Raw genomic sequence first — 17,112 nt, forward strand, 5'->3', positions numbered from 1 at the left:
TAACTTCCCGATTCTTCCAGCCGGTGAGGGAGAGGCATGGCAATCGCATCCTGGTGGGGTGAATCGCTGCTGGGCGCCGGTTCGGACCGGCAGCCCTGGGCTATTTCACGCACTGCGGAATCCAGATCCGAACTGCGGTCCGCGGTGGCCGGACTCGGCCGTACCTTCCGCGATCATGGAATAGGTGAGAACAGTACCGTTCTGCTCCGCATGAGGCCGAGCCTCACCTATGTCCGTGTGCTGCTCGCCCTGTGGAGCCGGGGCGCGCAGGTACTCCTGGTCGACTTCCGGTCGACACCCGCCGAGTACGAGCCGCAGGCCGAGCTGCTCCGTCCCCAGCACGTGATCGACTCCGACGGACACTCCGGGCCGGTGACCGGCTTCGAGGAGGAGGTCGCCTTCCGCGTCGCCGCCCGGCCGTCCGGGCGCCCCGCCTCCTCCGGTGACTGCCTCGTCCAGTTCAGCTCCGGCTCCACCGGCCGGCCCAAGGTCATCGGCCGCGACCCCGCCTCGCTCCTCGCCGAACTCGACCGCCATGCCGCCCTGCCGGAACTGCCCGGCGCCGGCGACCGCGTGGTGCTGCTCAACTCCCTCGTGCACACGATGGGCCTGGTTACCGGCGTACTGCACGCCCTGCGGCAGGGCGCGACCGTGGTGCTGCCGCCCCTGCCCACGCCGGCCGACGTGCTGCGGGTGGCCCAGGACACGGAGGCGATGGCGATCTACGGGGTGCCGGCCCACTTCGAGCTGCTGACCAGGACCCCGCGGGTGCCCCCGTTGCCCGCGCTCCGGCTGGCCGTCACCGGCGGCGAACGGCTGCCCGTCGAGGTGTACGAGGAGTTCCACCGCAGGTACGGGGTCCGCGTGAGCCAGGTGTACGGCGTGACCGAGACGGGCCTGCTCGCGGCAGGGCTGCACGGGCCGCGCCCGCCGGTGCTCGGCGACACGGTGCCCGGGGTCGAGACGAAGATCGTCGACCAGGAGCTGTACGTACGTCTGGACCGGTCGCCGTACGTGCTCGACGACCAGCCCGACCGCTACGTCGACGGGTGGCTGCGCACCTTCGACCGCTTCGCCGTGGACGACGCCACCGGTGAGCTGAGCATCCTCGGCCGGCTGGACTCCCTCGTCACCATCGGCGGCCTCAAGGTCGACCTCGCCGAGGTCGAGACCGTGCTGCGCTCGCACCCCGCGGTCGAGGAGGCGGTGGTGCTCCACCACGAGGTGATCGAGGCGTACGTCGGGGGCGAGGCGGCGCCGGAGGCGGGCGAGCTGATCGCCTGGTGCCGGGAACGGCTGAGCGCCGTCAAGGCCCCCAAGCGGTTCTTCGTCGCCCGCGCCCTGCCGCGGAACAAGACCGGCAAGCTCGTCCGCGACCGGAACGCGATCCGCTCCACCCTGTGACCCGACCCGGAGGAGAACGTCAGTGATCAGCAAGGACGAGATCAGGGAGATCCTCTCCGAGAGCCGTTCGTTGGCGCTGTCCGCCGACGTCGGCGACGACGCGGAGTTCGTCATGGACTCCTTCACCATGGTCACCCTCCAGGCGTCACTGGAGGACCGGTACGGCATCCGCCTCGACCCCCGGTTCGAGGAGCTGCAGTCGCTGAACTCGGTCGACGAGATCCACGCGTACCTGCTCGACCGCTTCCCCGGACACGTGGCCCGCTGAGGCGGCCGTCCCTCCCCTCCGCCCCTCCCCGGCCCGGCGCGCGACCGGTGCCGGGGAGGGGCGGCGTGCTAACGTTTTACGCTGTAATGAGATAGCGGAAGGAGGGGAGTGGCGTTGAGTGCCAATGAGGCGGCGCAGCCCGCCATCGAGGTCACCGACCTGCGCATGAACTACGGATCCACGACGGTCCTGCACGGGGTGACCTTCCGGGTCGCCAGGGGCGAGGTCGTCGCACTGCTCGGTCCCAACGGTGCCGGGAAGACCACGACGATCGAGATCCTGGAGGGTTTCCGGCTGCGCTCCGCCGGCGACGTGCGGGTCCTCGGTGCGGATCCGGCGCACGGCGACGAAGGGTGGCGGGCCCGTCTGGGCGTGGTCCTCCAGTCCTGGCGGGACCACGCGAAGTGGCCGGTCCGCGAGTTCCTGGCGCACTACGGCTCCCTGTACGCGCCCTACTCCACCGACCACATCGCCCGTCCGCGTGACGTGGACGAACTCCTCGAGGCCGTCGGGCTCGCCGGGCAGGCCGGCCGCCGCGTCGGACAGCTCTCCGGCGGTCAGCGGCGCCGGCTCGACGTGGCGATCGGCATCGTCGGCCGCCCCGAGGTGCTGTTCCTCGACGAGCCGACCGTGGGCTTCGACCCCGAAGCGCGCCAGGAGTTCCACGCGCTGGTACGCCGGCTCGCCGAGGTCGAGGGCACCACGATCCTGCTGACCACCCACGACCTGGACGAGGCCGAGAAGCTGGCCGACCGCATCGTGATCCTGGCCCAGGGACGGATCGTGGCCGACGCCGCCCCCGAGGAACTGGCCCGTCAGGTGGAGACCGGCGCCGAGGTGCGCTGGGTCCGCGACGGCGAACGCTTCACCACCTCGACCAGGACTCCGACCCGGTTCGTCCGTGAGCTGTTCGCCGAGCACGGCGCCGACGTCGACAAGCTGGAGGTCCGCCGGGCCACCCTGGAGGACACCTATCTGGCCATGGTGCACGCCGCCGAATCCGGCCGGGACGGTACCGGGCTGCCAGTGCTGGGCGCCCCGCGGGCCGCCGACGAGCGGGTGGCGGAGGTGTCGTCATGAGCGTGACCACGACCGCGACCGCCGTCCGCAGCGGACTGGCGGCGGGCCGGATCGAGACCCGGCAGTCGCTCGCCAGCGTCCAGGACGTCCTCGGCATGCTGTTCATCCCGGTCGTCCTGCTCGTCGTCGCCCTGCTCCGGCGCGGCTCCGACATTGGCGGCACCGGCTTCTCGCTCGGCTCCACCACCCTGGCCGGCCTGCTCGGGCTGACCCTGGCCTTCAACGGATTCCAGGCCGTGGCCTTCAACCTGCTGATGGAACGGGAGGACGGCACCCTGCTGCGGGCGAAGGCCGCCCCCAACGGCATGACCGCCTACCTGATCAGCAAGATCGTCCACTCGGCGGCGACGACCCTGATCACCACCGCTCTGCTGCTGGTGCCCGGCGTGCTGCTCTTCGACGGCGTGCGCCTGGACGGTGTCGGCGCCTGGCTCACGCTGGCCTGGGTGCTCGTGCTCGGGATGCTCGCCACGATGCCGATCGGCGCCGTCCTCGGCTCGGTGCTCACCAGCCCGCGCAACATCGGCGTCGTCATGTTCCCGCTTCTGGCACTCTTCGGCGTCTCGGGCATTTTCTTCCCGGTCACCGAGGCACCGGAATGGCTTCAGTGGGTCGCCCAGGTGTTCCCGGTGTACTGGCTCGGGCTCGGAATGCGTGCCGCATTGCTGCCGGACGAGTTCGCCGCTGTGGAGATCGGGAATTCCTGGCGGTACGTAGAGACATTCTGCGCGCTCGGCGCATGGTCCGTCCTCGGTCTTCTGCTGGCTCCTGTCGTGCTGCGCCGAATGGCACGCAAGGAATCCGGCTCGGTTATCGAGGAGCGCCGGAAGGCGGCCATGCAGTAGAAATAGGTGCGGGGCTGTCACTGATTTCTGCGGCCCCACACGAAGGACGGCCGCCGAGGGGCCGTGCGGTAAGGTCATGACCATCCGGTTCGGTACCAGTCAAGGGGATGTGGTGGTGGTTTTCGCCGGCCAAGGAGATTTCCGTCGTTCCTTGGCCCTGCTGTGGCGTACCCCCGGCGAGGCGGTCACCCGGAGCGGTCCGGGCCCCCGGCCGGGACTGACCGTGGACGCCATCGTGGACGCCGGGATCGCCATCGCCGACGCCTCCGGGATCTCCGCGGTCTCCATGCGTGAGGTGGGAAAGCGCGTCGGGCGGACCGGAATGGCGCTGTACACCTACGTGCCCAGCAAGGACGAGCTGGTCGACCTCATGTACGACCGCGCACTCGCCGAACTCCGCACCGACTACGACCTCACGGACGGCTGGCGCGCCGCCCTCTCGGCCTGGGCGCACGACCACTGGGCGTTCTGTCTGCGCCACCCCTGGACCCTCCAGGTCTCCCAGGCGCGCCCGGTCCTCGGGCCGAACGAGAACGCCATGCTGGAGAGCGTCCTGCGCATCCTCTTCGCGACCGGGCTGGGCGCGCCGGTGCTGCGGCGGGTCGTCGGCACGCTGATCAACCACGTCCGGGGCGCCGCGCAGACGGTGGTCGACTCCCGGCAGGCCGCGGCGGCGACCGGGGTCTCCGACGAGGACTGGTGGACCGCCCGCTCCGCGGCCTTCGAGGAGGCCGTGCCCGACTTCGCCGAGCGTTTCCCGACGGTCGTCCGGCTCGCCAGGGAGGCGGCGGCCGCCCCGCCCGATCCGGAAGGGCCGTATCTGGAACGGGAGGCGACCGAGACGTTCGACGCCGGACTGGCGGTTCTCCTGGACGGGATCGAGGCCGTCGTCCGCCGCGGCGCGCAGGACGCGCCACAGACGCGGGTGCCGTGAGGCCGCCATGGGCCCGCCGTCCGGATCGCGCCGGAACGGCGGGCCCCTCCCCGGGGGCGCACCGGCCCTCCCGGGCCGTCAGCCCGGTGTCTTCGCCGTCGCCGTCTCGGCCAGGATGGAGGTCGTGTGGTACCACGGGTTGCCGGCGGCCTCGGAGATCAGGTCACGGGACTTGGTGTCGTAGAGGCGCCCCAGGTGCAGCGCCGTGTGCTGCACGAACTCCAGCGCGGTGAAGTACTTGCGCATGAACGTCGGCTGGTCGAGGGTGAACTCGGTCATTGCGACGTTCCGGTTCTGCGGGATGTCCCGGGTGAGCAACCGGACGAGGTTGTCCATCTTCTGCCGCGTGTAGGCGTCGTCGTCGCTGTCCCGGAACAGCAGGACGCTGTGCAGGCGGTCCGGGTCGGACAGCGTGGCGACCTCGCTGTGGCAGAACTCGTGGAAGAAGTTCCGGGTCGCCGGTGCCATCGCCATCTCGTTGAAGTGCATCTTGGCCAGCTTCAGCAGGCTCATGTACCACTTCGGCGACGCCAGCATGATGATGTTCGCGTCCCGGGAACGCAGCGCGGTCGCGCGGGCCAGCTCCTCCAGCGCCGGTGTGAAGTCCGAGGCCAGGTGGCCCGCCAGGGCCGCGACCTCCGCCCGGTGGTCGTCCTTGATCAGGCCCAGCCGCGGGAACATGTCGAGCAGGATCGCGAAGTACTGGCCGACGTGGAAGAGCGGGTACTCCCGGTCCGGTTCGCTCAGTTCCCACCGCGCCACCGACACCCCGGCCCGCCGGCCGAGCTCGGCCAGCCGGCCGCCGGAGGTCAGCAGCAGGGTGCGGTGGTAGCGGCCCGCGAGCTGCTGGAAGACCCGCACCGGCTCCTCGGAGTGGCCGCTGTAGGAGCTGATGACGAACAGCGTCCCCTCGTCGTCGACCACCGACCGGGGGACCAGGTACGGGAAGTCGTAGTCGTTGAAGACCAGCACCTCCACGCCCGCACCCGAGGCGTTGAGGAACGTGCCGATGACATCGGAGACGATGGCGGAGCAGCCCATACCGGAGAAGACGATGCGGTGGAACTGCCCGCTCTCGATGCGCTCGCGCAGTTCGGGAGTCACCTCGGCGAGGGAGTACTCGCCGGACTTGAGGAAGTCGGAGCGATACCTGATCTTGAGGAAATCGGCGTACCGGTCGAGGCGTGCGAACATGAAGGGCTCTTCTCTCTCGAACAGGGCGGTGACCGCTACCACATGAACTGGCCACCGTCGACGATGAGTTTCTGGCCGGTGATGTAGCGGGCCCCGTCGCCGACGAGGAACTCCAGGGCGTCCGCCATCTCCTCGGGCGAGCCGATCCGCCCCTGCGGGATCCCGGCGAGCAGCTCGGCTCGCGCCGTCGGATCGGCGACCTTGAACCGGGTGCGCATCTCCTCGGTGTCGATCATCCCCGGAATCAGGCAGTTGACCCTGACGGCCGGGGCCAGTTCCAGCGCGAGGCACTTGGTGAGGTGCAGCAGCCCCGCCTTGCTGGCGCAGTAGTTGACGCCGTTCAGGCGGGGCCGGATCGCGGTCGTCGCCCCGACGTTGACGACGGCGGCGCCTCCCTCCAGGCCGAGCATGGCCGGGGCGAAGGCCTTGGTCAGATAGAACGGCCCGGACAGGTTGGCGTCGAGCACCTGCCGCCAGTCGCCGTCCGACATCCCGAGGAACGGGCCGTCGATGTTGCGGCCCGCGTTGTTGACCAGCACACGGGGCGCGCCGTGCGTGGTCAGCACCCGCTCCGCGAAGGCGGCCACCGCCTCCGGGTCGGCCACGTCCAGGCGGACCGTCTCGACCTGATCGCCGAGTTCCTCGCTCAGCAGGTCCGCGGCGGCCTTGTCGGTGCGGTACACGGCGACCACGTGGTGCCCCAGCCGGGCCAGGCGCCGGCTGAGTGCGACCCCGATCCCCTTGGTTCCTCCGGTGACGACAGCGATGCGGTTCGGCATGGTCCTCTCACGGTCTCCTCGGCGCGTCGGCGGACAGCTGGGCGTGCGGGACCCCCGCCCCGGTCATCCGAGGACGACCGGCAGTTCGCGGAAGCGGGTCCACAACGGCATCGGCTCCAGGGCGAGTTCGGCGCGGTCGACGGCGAGGGCGAGACCGGGGTGCCGCCCGAACAGCACCTGGAGAGCCACCCGGGCCTCCATCCGGGCCAGGTTGGCACCCAGGCAGAAGTGGACGCCGTGACCGAAGCCGAGGTGGGGGTTGGGGGAGCGGGTGATGTCGAAGCGCTCCGGCTCCTCGAACACGTCCGGGTCCCGGTTGGCGGCCGCGAGCAACGGGAGCACCGACGCCCCCGCGGGTACGGTCTGCCCGTGCCACTCGATGTCCTCGATCGCGGTGGCCGGCCGGGTGCCGGTGATCGGCGGGAGGTAGCGCGCCACCTCGTCGACCGCCGACCGCCACAGCGCCTCGTCGTCCGGCGCCGCGCGCAGCAGCCCGAGCTGGTCCGGGTGGTCCAGGAGTGCGGCCACCGCGTTCGTGATCAGGTTGTACGTCGTCTCATAACCCGCCGTCACCAGGCTGAACACCATGGCCACCAGCTCGGTGTCGTTCAGCCGGTCGCCCGCCTCCTCGGCCTCGATCAAGCCCGTGACGAGGTCGTCCCCGGGCTCGGTCCGCTTGCGGGCGACCAGGTCGCGGGTGACGGCGACGAGGTCACGCACATGGGCCTCCCAGTCCTCCCGGGAGCCGCTGAACCCGCTCATCAGGGCCGTGACCCCCTGCTGGAAGCGGACGCGGTCCTGCTCGCCGACCCCGACCAGGTCGGCGATGACGGTGTAGGTCACCGGGAGCGCGAAGTCCTGCCGCAGGTCGATCGGGCCGCCGTCACCGTCGCCCAGTGCGTCCAGGCGCCGCTCGGCGAGCACCCGCACCTGCTCGCCGAGATGCTCGATGCGCTTCGGTGTGAAGGGAGCGGCCACCAGGGAGCGCAGCCGGCGGTGCTCGTCGCCGTCCTTCATGTCCAGCGTGGAGCTGACCAGCCGGATGTGCTCGGGGATCTCCACGCCCGGCGGAGCCCCGTACGGGGACCGCAGCAGGCGGGGGTCGGTGAGCATCGCCTTGCAGTCCGCGTAGCGGGAGACCACCCAGACGTCCTGGGCGAACGCCCCGAAGTCCAGCCGGACCTGCCCCAGCGGGGCCTTCTCCCGCAGCCAGGTGTAGTGGGCGGGCGGATCGGCGGCGAACTCCGCACCCCCCATGACGATCGGCAGGGTGACGGAGCTTGGGGTGACGGTCATGCGGGTGCCCTCCTCCAGGCAGGGGTGCGCGGCACAGGCCGGCTGGAGCCACGCCCGTGCGGGGCACCCCTTCAGTCGGCCGGGTGTGCGGGGATCCGGCTCAGCGCAGGAACTCGGAGATCGCGGTGCCGCGCAGCGACTCGCGCAGGATCTTGTTGTGGCCGGTGTCGTCCTCACCGCTGACGAGGACCGCGCCCCACTTGTCCAGCGGGATGCTGCCGCCGTACTCCTCGACCCGGTCGGTGTCCGGGTAGACCCGCACGCTGGTCGGGACGTAGCGGGTGGCGAAGCCCATCCGGTGGCTCTTCGCCGTGACGTTGGGAAGCGAGGCGTGCATCAGAGTGGACCAGAAGATCACGCACTGGCCGCGTCGCATCACCAGGTCGAAGGCGTCCTCCTCGGACGGCCTCCAGTCCGGGTCGATCTGGAGCTCACGGTAGTCGTAGCCGAAGAAGCCGCGCGGAACGCCGTCCTTGACCTTGGAGTTGATCTGCGCGGTGTCGTAGCTCATCCGCTTGGTCTCGTCGTAGTTCATGCGGTGGTGCGAGCCGGGGATGACCTGGAGACAGCCGTTCTCCCGGGTGGCGTCGGTGAACGCCGTCCACACCGTGAGGGTGCCCTTGCCGAACTCGGTGTCGGTCTCGCCGGGCCACAGGATCTGCGGCTTGCCGCTGGCGTTGGCGAAGGTGTCCGCCTGGTGCCAGTCGGTTCCCTCGTCGCCCGGGTACTTCGGGAAGAACTCCGTGCGCCAGCACAGGACGTTGGGCCCCAGGATGGAAGCGGCCCGGTCGGTGATCTTCCGGTTGCACACGTGCTGCATGAGCAGGTCGACGTCGAGATGGCGGTCGTAGTTCGCGATGTTGGTCGCGCCGGACAGCGCCTCGTCGACGGGGTAGGCCGCGTGCGAGCGGTCGAGGACCTCGCGACGGGCCCGGCGCCACAACGCGTCCATCTCTTCCGGGGTGTAAATCGTGAGCGGCCCGATGTAGCCGTTCTCCCGGAAGAACTCGAGCTCGGTTTCCGAGAGCTGCCACTGCTGAGTGTCAAGTGTCATGCTGGATTCTCTCCGGATGCGTCCTCGAATTACTGGCGGACGAGAGCGGGACGCGTCGGCCAAGCCGTGGCGGAAGGGGAAAGGAGTTTCGACGTCCCGGATGCGCTCGAAGTTCGGCGTGATCGGAACCTAGCCGAGCACCCGAAGCATTGTCGACGCGTCAGCCGCCCGGCAACAGCGTCGTCCTGTCCCGCCGGCGGGACACCGCAGCCCGCTTCCCGCACCCCGGGTGACCTGCTCATCGAGGTCCGGCGCGGCCGGCCGCCGCCCACCGCCCCAGCGCGATCGCCGGGCTTGTAGCGGGCCCGGAGCGCAGTTACGTTCGGCCGGAGCGAATTCGCTGTCCTGATTTCTCATTCCCCGGCCCGCCCGTCCCGGCATGACGCGCCGGCTGATTCGGTTCCCGGGTGGTTCCGCGCTTCCAGTAGGAAATCTCGGAGGTCGTCGATCTTGTTGAACGCCGACACAATGCTGCCCCTGCTGGCAGCGCAGCGTGAGATCTGGTTCGCCGAACAGCGGCTGAGCGACGGCAACTCGGTGTATCAAGTCGGCGAGTACGTCGATGTGCAGGGTGCGTTCGACACGGGAGTCTTCGAGCGTGCGTTGCGGTCGGTCGTCGCAGGACTGGACACCGTGCACAGCCGGTTCCACCAGGACCGCGGCCGGGTCGGGCAGACCATCGACCCGGACCGCCCGTGGGAGCTGCGCGCCGTCGACCTCTCCGATGCCGCGGACCCGCAGGCCGGGGCCGACGCGTGGATGCGACGGGAGCTGGCCCGCCCGACCGATCTCACCGACGGTCCGCTGTTCCGCTTCGCGGTGCTGCGCCTCGGCCCGGAACGGCACCTGTGGTACCAGAACTACCACCACATCGCCATGGACGCCTACGGCTCCTACCTGGTCTCGCGCCGGGTCGCCGAGGTCTACACGGCGCTCGTCGAGGGGCGCGATCCAGGCCCGAACCCGTTCGGCTCGCTGCGCGAACTCGCCGACGAGGACGTCGCGTACCGCTCCGCCCCGGACTTCCGGCAGGACCGCGACTTCTGGCTCGGGCAGCTCGGCGGACGTCCCGCGCCCTCTCCGCTCGTCAGCCGGTCCCGGGGGGCGGCCGCCGAGTTCCGCGGTGTGACGCGCTGGCTGTCCGAGGAGCGGTTCGACGCCGTGCGCGGGACCGCCCACGGCGCCCGGGTGCCCTGGCCGGTGGTCGTCACGGCCGCCGCGGCGCTGCACGTCCACCGGCAGACCGGGGACGAGAACGTCCTCCTCGCGTTCCCGCTCTCCGCCCGGGCGAGCCAACTCGCCCGGCAGACGCCCGCGAACCTCGCCAACGTCCTGCCGCTGCCGCTCACCGTCCGCCCGGACATGACCGTCACCGCCCTGCTGGAGCACGTGGCCGAACAGATGGCCGCGGCCGTCGCGCACCAGCGCTATCGCGGGGTGGACCTCCAGCGGGACCTCGGCACGGCCCATGCCACGTCCCTGCTGCCGGTCGTCAACGTCATCTCGCACCCCTACGCCCTGCGGTTCGGCGCGGCACACGGCACGATGCGCAATCTCTCCTCCGGTCTGGTGGGCCACCTGCTCTTCATGATCTGGGACCGCCAGGACGGACAGGGCCTCCAGATCGACGTCAACGGCCGGGACGACCTCGGACTGGCCCACCACCGCGACGCGTTCGCCGCGACGCTGGAGGCCCTCACCGCCACCGGCCCCGACCAGCCGGTGAGCGGTGTCGCAGGCCCCGCCCCGGCGCCCGAGGCCACCGCCCCGGCGCCCGAGGCCACCGCCGCCCCCGGTGCGGCCACCCTCCCCGAGCTGTTCGCGGCGCAGGCCGCCGCCACTCCCGACGCCCCGGCGCTCACCGCGGACGGCACCACCTGGTCGTACCGGGAACTCGACGAGCGGTCGAACCGGCTCGCGCGCGCCCTCGTCGCTCGCGGCATCGGGCCGGAGGACGTCGTAGCGGTCGCCCTGCCCCGCTCCGCGGACCTCGTCCTCGCCCTGCTGGGCGTGCTCAAGTCCGGCGCGGCCTATGTCGCCGTCGACCCCGACTACCCGCCCGCCCGCATCACGTACATGCTCGACGACGCGGCACCCGGGCTGCTGATCACCTCCACGGCGGCCGGGATCGCCACGGACCGGGACCGCCTCCTCATCGACGCACCCGAGTTCCTCGCCGACGCGGCAGGCCGTGACCCGGGCCCCGTGACCGCCGGCGAACGGCTCCGGCCGCTGGAGCCCGGCTGCCCCGCCTACCTCACCTACACCTCGGGGTCCACGGGCCGCCCGAAGGGCGTGCTCACCTCCCACGAGAACGTCGTCCGCCTCTTCGCCGCCACCCGCGACCAGCTCGGCCACGGCCGCGACGACGTCTGGACGCTGTTCCACTCGGCCGCCTTCGACTTCTCCGTCTGGGAGATCTGGGGTGCCCTGCTGCACGGCGGCCGGCTGGTCGTCGTCCCCTTCGAGGTGAGCCGCGCTCCGCAGCGGTTCCTGCGGCTGCTCGCCGACGAGCGGGTGACCGTGCTCAGCCAGACGCCCTCGGCGTTCTACCAGCTCATGGCCGCCGACCAGGAGCTGCCCGACGTGAGCCGCCGGCTGCGGCTGCGCACCGTGGTCTTCGGCGGTGAGGCGCTCCAGCCCGCCCGCCTCGCCGACTGGCGCCGCCGGCACGGCACCACCGGGCCGGCGCTGGTGAACATGTACGGCATCACCGAGACCACGGTGCACGTCACCCACGTCACACTGGGCCCCGAGCCCGGCCCGGACAGCGTCATCGGTGTCCCGCTCGCCCATCTGACGGTCCATCTGCTCGACGAGCGGCTGCGGCCGGTCCCGGTCGGCGCGATCGGCGAGATGTACGTCTCCGGACCCGGTCTGGCCCGCGGCTACCTCGGCCGCCCGGGGCTCACCGCGCAGCGGTTCGTCGCCGACCCGCACGGGCGGCCCGGTGAGCGGATGTACCGCACCGGCGACCTGGCCCGCCGCGACCCGGCCGGCCGGCTCACCTTCGTCGGACGCTCGGACGACCAGCTCAAGGTCCGCGGCTTCCGCATCGAGCCCGGCGAGATCGAGGCCGCGCTCACCGAGCGCCCCGGCGTGGCGCTCGCGGCGGTCGCCGTGACCGAGGAACGGGAGGACGACCAGCGCCTGGTCGCCTTCGTCGTCGCCGAGGACGGCGCCGACCCCGCGCCGGAGGAGATCAGGGAGGCGGTCCGCGCCCGCCTGCCCGAGTACATGGTGCCCAGCCGGATCGTCCGGACCGACGCGCTGCCGCTCACCGCTCACGGCAAGCTCGACCGCGCCGCCCTGACCGCGTCCGCGGACCCCGCGCCCACCTCCGACGGCGGCGGGCTCTCCTCCCGGCTCGACATCATGTGCGCGCTCTTCGCGCTCGTGCTCGACGAACCCGAGGTCGGGCCCGACGACGACTTCTTCGACCTCGGCGGCCACTCCGTGCTCGCCACGTCACTGATCACCCGCATCCGGTCGACGTTCTCCGTCGAGGTTGACCTGCGCGTCCTGTTCGACGACCCGACCCCGCGCGCGGTGACGGCCGCCCTGGACGAGGCGGGACTGGCCCGCCCGCGCCTGGTCCGGCGCGAGCGGCCCGCCGAGCTGGAGGCTTCCTGCGCCCAGCGCCGGATGTGGTTCCTCCAGCAGATGGACGGTCCCGGCGGCGCCTACAACATCCCCTCGGTGCTGCGCATCGACGGCCCTCTGGACGTCACCGCGCTCAGCACCGCCCTCGGGGACGTCCTCGCCCGCCACGAGAGCCTGCGCACCGTCCTTCCGTACCTCGACGGCCGCCTCCTCCAGCAGGTACTGACGCCCGCCGCGCCCGTCCTGCACGCGACCTCCGTCACCGAGGCGTCACTCGGCGAACGCCTCGCCGCGGGCGCCCGCCGCCCCTTCGACCTCGCCGTCGAACCGCCGCTGCGCGCCGAGCTGTTCACCACCGGTGCCGACACGCACGTGCTTCTGCTCGTCCTGCACCACTCCGCCTGCGACGCGCTGTCGATGCGGCTGATCGCCCGTGACCTCGAGCGCGCCTACGCCGCCCGCGCCGCCGGCCGCGCGCCGCGGCTCGACCCGGTGCCGGTGCGCTACAGCGACTACACGCTCTGGCAGAACGAACTGCTCGCCGCGGACGGCACCGGCGGCGGCCTGCTGCAGACGCAGGTGGCGTACTGGCGGGAGCAGCTGGCCGGACTGCCCGAGCAGATCGAGCTGCCCACGGACCGGCCCCGGCCCGCCGTCGCCTCCCACACCGGCGACCACATCACCGTCTCCCTCGACGCCGCACTGCACCGCCGCCTCGTCCACCTGGGCCGGGCCTCGGGGGCCAGCCTGTTCATGGTGCTGCACGCAGGCCTCGCGGCCCTGCTGTCCCGCCTCGGCGCCGGTGACGACATCGCCGTCGGCAGTCCCGTCGCGGGCCGTCTCGACCAGGCGCTGGACGACGTGGTCGGTGCCTTCGTCAACACCCTCGTCCTGCGCACCGACGTGTCCGGCCGCCCTGCCTTCACCGACCTGCTCCAGCGGGTCCGCGAGACGGCCCTGGCCGCCTACGCCCACCAGGACGTGCCGTTCGAGTACCTCACGGATGTCCTCGCGCCCGAGCGGTCGCTGGCCCGCCACCCCCTGTTCCAGGTGATGCTGGGGCTCCAGGACACCGCCTCCGCCGGTGAGTTCACCCTGCCCGGCCTCACCGTCTCCACCGAGCTGGGCCGCACCGGGACCGCCAAGTTCGACCTCTTCCTCAGCCTGGTCGAACGGCACTCGGCCGACGGCACCCCGGCCGGGCTCGACGGCCATGTCGAGTACGCCGCCGACCTGTTCGAACCGGAAACCGTACGCACCCTGTTCGACCGGTTCACGCGGCTGCTCGCCGAGGCCGCCGACGACCCGGGCCGCACCGTCGACCGGATCGACCTGCTCACGTCCGAGGAGCGCGCCCGCCTGCTGGCCGCGGGTGCGCCCGGTACAGCGGACCCGACCGGGGCGACCGTCACCGGCCTCTTCGCGCGGCAGGCCGGTGCCACCCCGGCGGCGATCGCCGTCTCGGCGGACGGCCGCGACCTCACCTACGCCGACCTCGACGCCCGCGCCGACCGGTGGGCCCGCGCCCTGGCCGGGCACGGCGTCCGCGCCGGGGACACCGTCGCGGTGGCCCTGCCGCGCTCACCGGAGTTCGTGGTCGCGCTGCTCGCCGTCCTGAAGGCAGGGGCCGCCTACGTCCCGATCGATCCCCGCTACCCGGCCTCCCAGGTCGCGTCGATGCTCGGTGAGACGCGGCCGACGGCGGTGCTCGCCTCCCGCGACACCGGCGCGTTCCACCTGCCGGACAGCGCGGCGCCCCGCCTGCTGCCGGAGGACCTGGACACGGGGGCGCCGGCGGCGCAGGACCCGGCCCCACCGGCCCCCGCTCCGCACCCGCTCTCCGCCGCCTACGTCATGTACACCTCCGGGTCGACGGGGCAGCCCAAGGGCATCGTGGTGACCCACCGCGACATCGCCGCCCTGGCGACCGACCCGCGCTTCGGGGACGGCGTCTGCGCCGACGTCCTCGTGCACTCGCCCGCCGCCTTCGACGCGTCCACGTTTGAGATCTGGGCGCCGCTGCTGCGGGGTGGCCGGCTGATCGTCGCGCCCCCGCACGAGCTGGACGCCGAGGAGTACGCGGACCTGATCGCCCGTCACCGGCCGAGCGCGCTGTGGCTCACCGCCGCGCTGTTCGCCGTCCTCGCCGAGTACCGGCCCGGCTGCTTCGCCGGCGTCCGCCAGGTGTGGGCGGGAGGCGAGGAGGTCGCGCCGTCGATGGTCCGGCGAGTGCTGGCCGCCTGCCCGGACACCGTCGTCGTCGACGGCTACGGCCCGACGGAGACCACCACCTTCGCCACCAGCCACGCCGTGCGCCACCTCGCCCCGGACGCGCGCGACGTGCCGATCGGCCGCCCGCTCGCCGGCATGCGCGCCTACGTCCTGGACGCCGGTCTGCAACCGCTGCCCCCGGGCGCCACGGGCGAGCTGTACCTGGCCGGCGCCGGGGTCGCCCGCGGCTACCTCCACCGGCCCGCGCAGACCGCGAAACGCTTCGTCGCCGACCCGTACGGCCCAGCGGGGGAGCGCATGTACCGCACCGGCGACCTCGCCCGCTGGACCCCCGACGGCGTCCTGGAGTACCGGGGACGCACCGACCGGCAGGTCAAACTCCGCGGCTTCCGCGTCGAACCCGGCCAGGTCGAGACGGTGCTGCGGGAGCACCCCGCCGTCGCCCAGGCCGTGGCCGAGGTCCGCCGCGAGGGCGACGGGGAGCCGCGTCTGGTCGCCTACGTCGTACCGGCCGAAGGCGGACGGCCCACCCGTGACGCGCTGCGCGCCTTCGCCGGGCTCCGGGTGCCGCAGTACCTGGTCCCGCACGACATCGTCGTCCTCGACGCCCTGCCGGTCACCGCACACGGCAAACTGGACCGCGCTGCCCTGCCGGCGGCCACCGCCCGGCCGAGCGGACGCGCCCCCGCCGGACAGTCCGAACACCTGCTGTGCGCGCTCATGGCCCGGGTGCTGGGGCGGGACACCGTCGGCGCCGACGACGACTTCTTCGGCCTCGGGGGTGACAGCATCTGCGCGATCCGGCTGGTGAGCGCCGCCCGCGCCGAGGGGCTCGCCTTCACTGTGCGGGACGTCTTCGCGCACCGGACCGCGGCGGAGCTGAGCCGGAACGCCGGCGCGCCGGACGCCACCGCGGACGGCGAGGCCGACGACACCGGCACCGGCACGGTCCCGGCCACCCCCATCGTCCACTGGCTGCGCGAACGCGGCGCCCCGGTGCGCCGCTTCGCCCAGTCCCTGCTGCTGTCCTGCCCGCCCGGCCTCCGCGAGGAAGCGCTCCGGACCGCCGTCCGCGCGGTGACCGACACCCACGACGCGCTCCGCCTGAAACTGGTCGACCAGGACGACTCCTGGACCCTGGAGATCCAGCCGCCCGGACGGACTCCCGACGCCGTCCTCGTGCACCGCGTCGACGCCACCGGCCTGGGCGAGGGCGCCCTCGCCGACCGGGCCCGCGCCGAGGTGTCGGCCGCGGCCGACCGGCTCGACCCGTACGCCGGCCGGATCGCGCGGCTCGTCTGGTTCGACCGGGGGCCGGAGACGCCCGGCCGGCTCCTCCTCGTCGTCCACCACCTGGCCGTCGACGGAGTCTCCTGGCGCATCCTCACCGACGACCTGGTCCAGGCGTACACCCGGGCCGCCACCGGCCGCACGCCGGACCTCCCGCCGGTCGGCACCTCGCTGCGCCACTGGGCGCGGCGCCTCACCGCGCAGGCCACCCAGCCCCACCGGCTCGCCGAGCTGCCCCGCTGGATGGACATCCTCACCGCCCCCGGCCCCCTGCCGGCGCCGAAGCCGGCCGACCCGCGGCTCGACCTCGCCGCCGACACCGTCGAGACCGTCGACACGCTCCCGGAGGACGTCGTCGGCCCCCTGCTGACGACCGTCCCGGCGGCCTTCCACTGCGGTGTCGAGGACGTGCTGCTGACGGCGCTCGGGCTCGCCGTGGCCGCCTGGCGCCGCGAGCGAGGGGACGACACGGCCGACTGCGTGCTCGTCGACGTCGAGGGCCACGGCCGCGAGGACGTCGTCCCGGGCGCCGATGTGTCGCGCACACTCGGCTGGTTCACCACCCTGCACCCCGTCAGGATCGACCCGGGCCGGGTCTCCTGGGCCGAGGTGACCTCGGGCGCGCCGCGCCTGGGCGACGCCGTCAAACGGGTCAAGGAGCAGGTGTGCGCGGCACCGGACGGCGGCATCGGCTTCGGGCTGCTGCGCCACCTCGCGCCCGGCTGCCGCGAGGTGCTGGCCCGCCTCGGCACACCGCAGATCGGGTTCAACTACCTCGGGCGGTTCGCCGCCCCCGGCGCCCCGCTGGGCGGTGAACCCGGCTGGGCCATGGCCCCCGAGGCGGTCATGGTGACGACCACCGACCCCGGCCTGCCCGTCGCGCACGGCCTGGAGGTGCACATCGTCGTGCACGACGCCCCTGCCGGGCCCCGGCTGACGGTCACCTGGACCGGAGCGAGGCGGCTGTGGCCGGACGCCGACCTCGCCGACCTCGGCGGGCGGTGGCGGGCGGCCCTCGAAGGCATCGTCCGGCACGCCCTCTCCCCGGACGCGGGCGGGCACAGCCCCTCCGACTTCCCGCTGGCCGACCTGACCCAGAACGACATCGACGACGTCGAAGCCGCGTGGTGACC

Annotated in this window: 10 protein-coding genes; 6 read left to right on the plus strand and 4 right to left on the minus strand. The window is 72.5% G+C overall.

Annotated elements, in window-relative coordinates; genetic code table 11:
- The first annotated feature begins 36 nt into the window (after positions 1–36).
- The 5 genes from ACFU3E_RS04130 (at position 37) to ACFU3E_RS04150 (ending at position 4,531) form a co-directional block, all read left to right on the plus strand.
- A complete protein-coding gene (locus ACFU3E_RS04130) occupies positions 37–1,404 on the plus strand; it encodes a class I adenylate-forming enzyme family protein (protein WP_384151684.1) in 1,368 nt (455 codons plus the stop codon).
- A gap of 22 nt (positions 1,405–1,426) precedes the next feature.
- On the plus strand, positions 1,427–1,672 hold the full coding sequence (locus ACFU3E_RS04135) for an acyl carrier protein (protein WP_384151688.1): 246 nt from the start codon (positions 1,427–1,429) through the stop codon (positions 1,670–1,672).
- 165 nt (positions 1,673–1,837) lie between these two features.
- The gene (locus tag ACFU3E_RS04140; RefSeq protein ID WP_384152247.1) at positions 1,838–2,752 is read left to right on the plus strand and encodes an ABC transporter ATP-binding protein; all 915 of its coding nucleotides are present in this window, start codon (positions 1,838–1,840) and stop codon (positions 2,750–2,752) included.
- On the plus strand, positions 2,749–3,597 hold the full coding sequence (locus tag ACFU3E_RS04145; protein WP_384151691.1) for an ABC transporter permease: 849 nt from the start codon (positions 2,749–2,751) through the stop codon (positions 3,595–3,597). The genes ACFU3E_RS04140 and ACFU3E_RS04145 overlap by 4 nt, the downstream gene beginning before the upstream one ends.
- A 112-nt stretch (positions 3,598–3,709) precedes the next feature.
- Positions 3,710–4,531, plus strand: coding sequence for a TetR/AcrR family transcriptional regulator (locus ACFU3E_RS04150; RefSeq protein WP_384151694.1), 822 nt, complete (start codon positions 3,710–3,712; stop codon positions 4,529–4,531).
- Positions 4,532–4,609: 78 nt separating this feature from the next.
- On the opposite strand, the gene ACFU3E_RS04155 is transcribed toward ACFU3E_RS04150, so the two are convergent.
- From ACFU3E_RS04155 to ACFU3E_RS04170, 4 genes are all read right to left on the minus strand, one after another.
- Entirely contained in the window at positions 4,610–5,725 is a 1,116-nt protein-coding gene (locus tag ACFU3E_RS04155; RefSeq protein WP_384151698.1) for an SIS domain-containing protein, read from the minus strand.
- A 35-nt stretch (positions 5,726–5,760) separates the two neighbouring features.
- Positions 5,761–6,504 carry an SDR family NAD(P)-dependent oxidoreductase gene (locus ACFU3E_RS04160; protein ID WP_384151701.1) on the minus strand — a complete coding sequence of 248 codons (744 nt, stop codon included), beginning with the start codon at positions 6,502–6,504 and terminating at the stop codon, positions 5,761–5,763.
- A gap of 63 nt (positions 6,505–6,567) precedes the next feature.
- Positions 6,568–7,800, minus strand: coding sequence for a cytochrome P450 (locus ACFU3E_RS04165; RefSeq protein WP_384151704.1), 1,233 nt, complete (start codon positions 7,798–7,800; stop codon positions 6,568–6,570).
- A 100-nt stretch (positions 7,801–7,900) separates the two neighbouring features.
- Entirely contained in the window at positions 7,901–8,854 is a 954-nt protein-coding gene (locus tag ACFU3E_RS04170; protein ID WP_384151707.1) for a chlorinating enzyme, read from the minus strand.
- 453 nt (positions 8,855–9,307) lie between these two features.
- Between ACFU3E_RS04170 and ACFU3E_RS04175 the strand changes: the two genes are divergently transcribed.
- On the plus strand, positions 9,308–17,110 hold the full coding sequence (locus ACFU3E_RS04175; protein ID WP_384151710.1) for an amino acid adenylation domain-containing protein: 7,803 nt from the start codon (positions 9,308–9,310) through the stop codon (positions 17,108–17,110).
- The last annotated feature ends 2 nt before the right edge of the window (positions 17,111–17,112 follow it).

The sequence above is a fragment of the Streptomyces sp. NPDC057424 genome, from assembly GCF_042803315.1.
Classification (GTDB): domain Bacteria; phylum Actinomycetota; class Actinomycetes; order Streptomycetales; family Streptomycetaceae; genus Streptomyces.

What these genes read in the sequence shown, in the direction of transcription:
- ACFU3E_RS04130 (WP_384151684.1), top strand. Translation starts at nt 37, where the DNA reads ATGGCAATCGCATCCTGGTGGGGTGAATCGCTGCTGGGCGCCGGTTCG.
- ACFU3E_RS04140 (WP_384152247.1), top strand. Translation starts at nt 1,838, where the DNA reads ATGAACTACGGATCCACGACGGTCCTGCACGGGGTGACCTTCCGGGTC.
- ACFU3E_RS04145 (WP_384151691.1), top strand. Translation starts at nt 2,749, where the DNA reads ATGAGCGTGACCACGACCGCGACCGCCGTCCGCAGCGGACTGGCGGCG.
- ACFU3E_RS04155 (WP_384151698.1), bottom strand. Translation starts at nt 5,725, where the DNA reads ATGTTCGCACGCCTCGACCGGTACGCCGATTTCCTCAAGATCAGGTAT.
- ACFU3E_RS04160 (WP_384151701.1), bottom strand. Translation starts at nt 6,504, where the DNA reads ATGCCGAACCGCATCGCTGTCGTCACCGGAGGAACCAAGGGGATCGGG.
- ACFU3E_RS04165 (WP_384151704.1), bottom strand. Translation starts at nt 7,800, where the DNA reads ATGACCGTCACCCCAAGCTCCGTCACCCTGCCGATCGTCATGGGGGGT.
- ACFU3E_RS04170 (WP_384151707.1), bottom strand. Translation starts at nt 8,854, where the DNA reads ATGACACTTGACACTCAGCAGTGGCAGCTCTCGGAAACCGAGCTCGAG.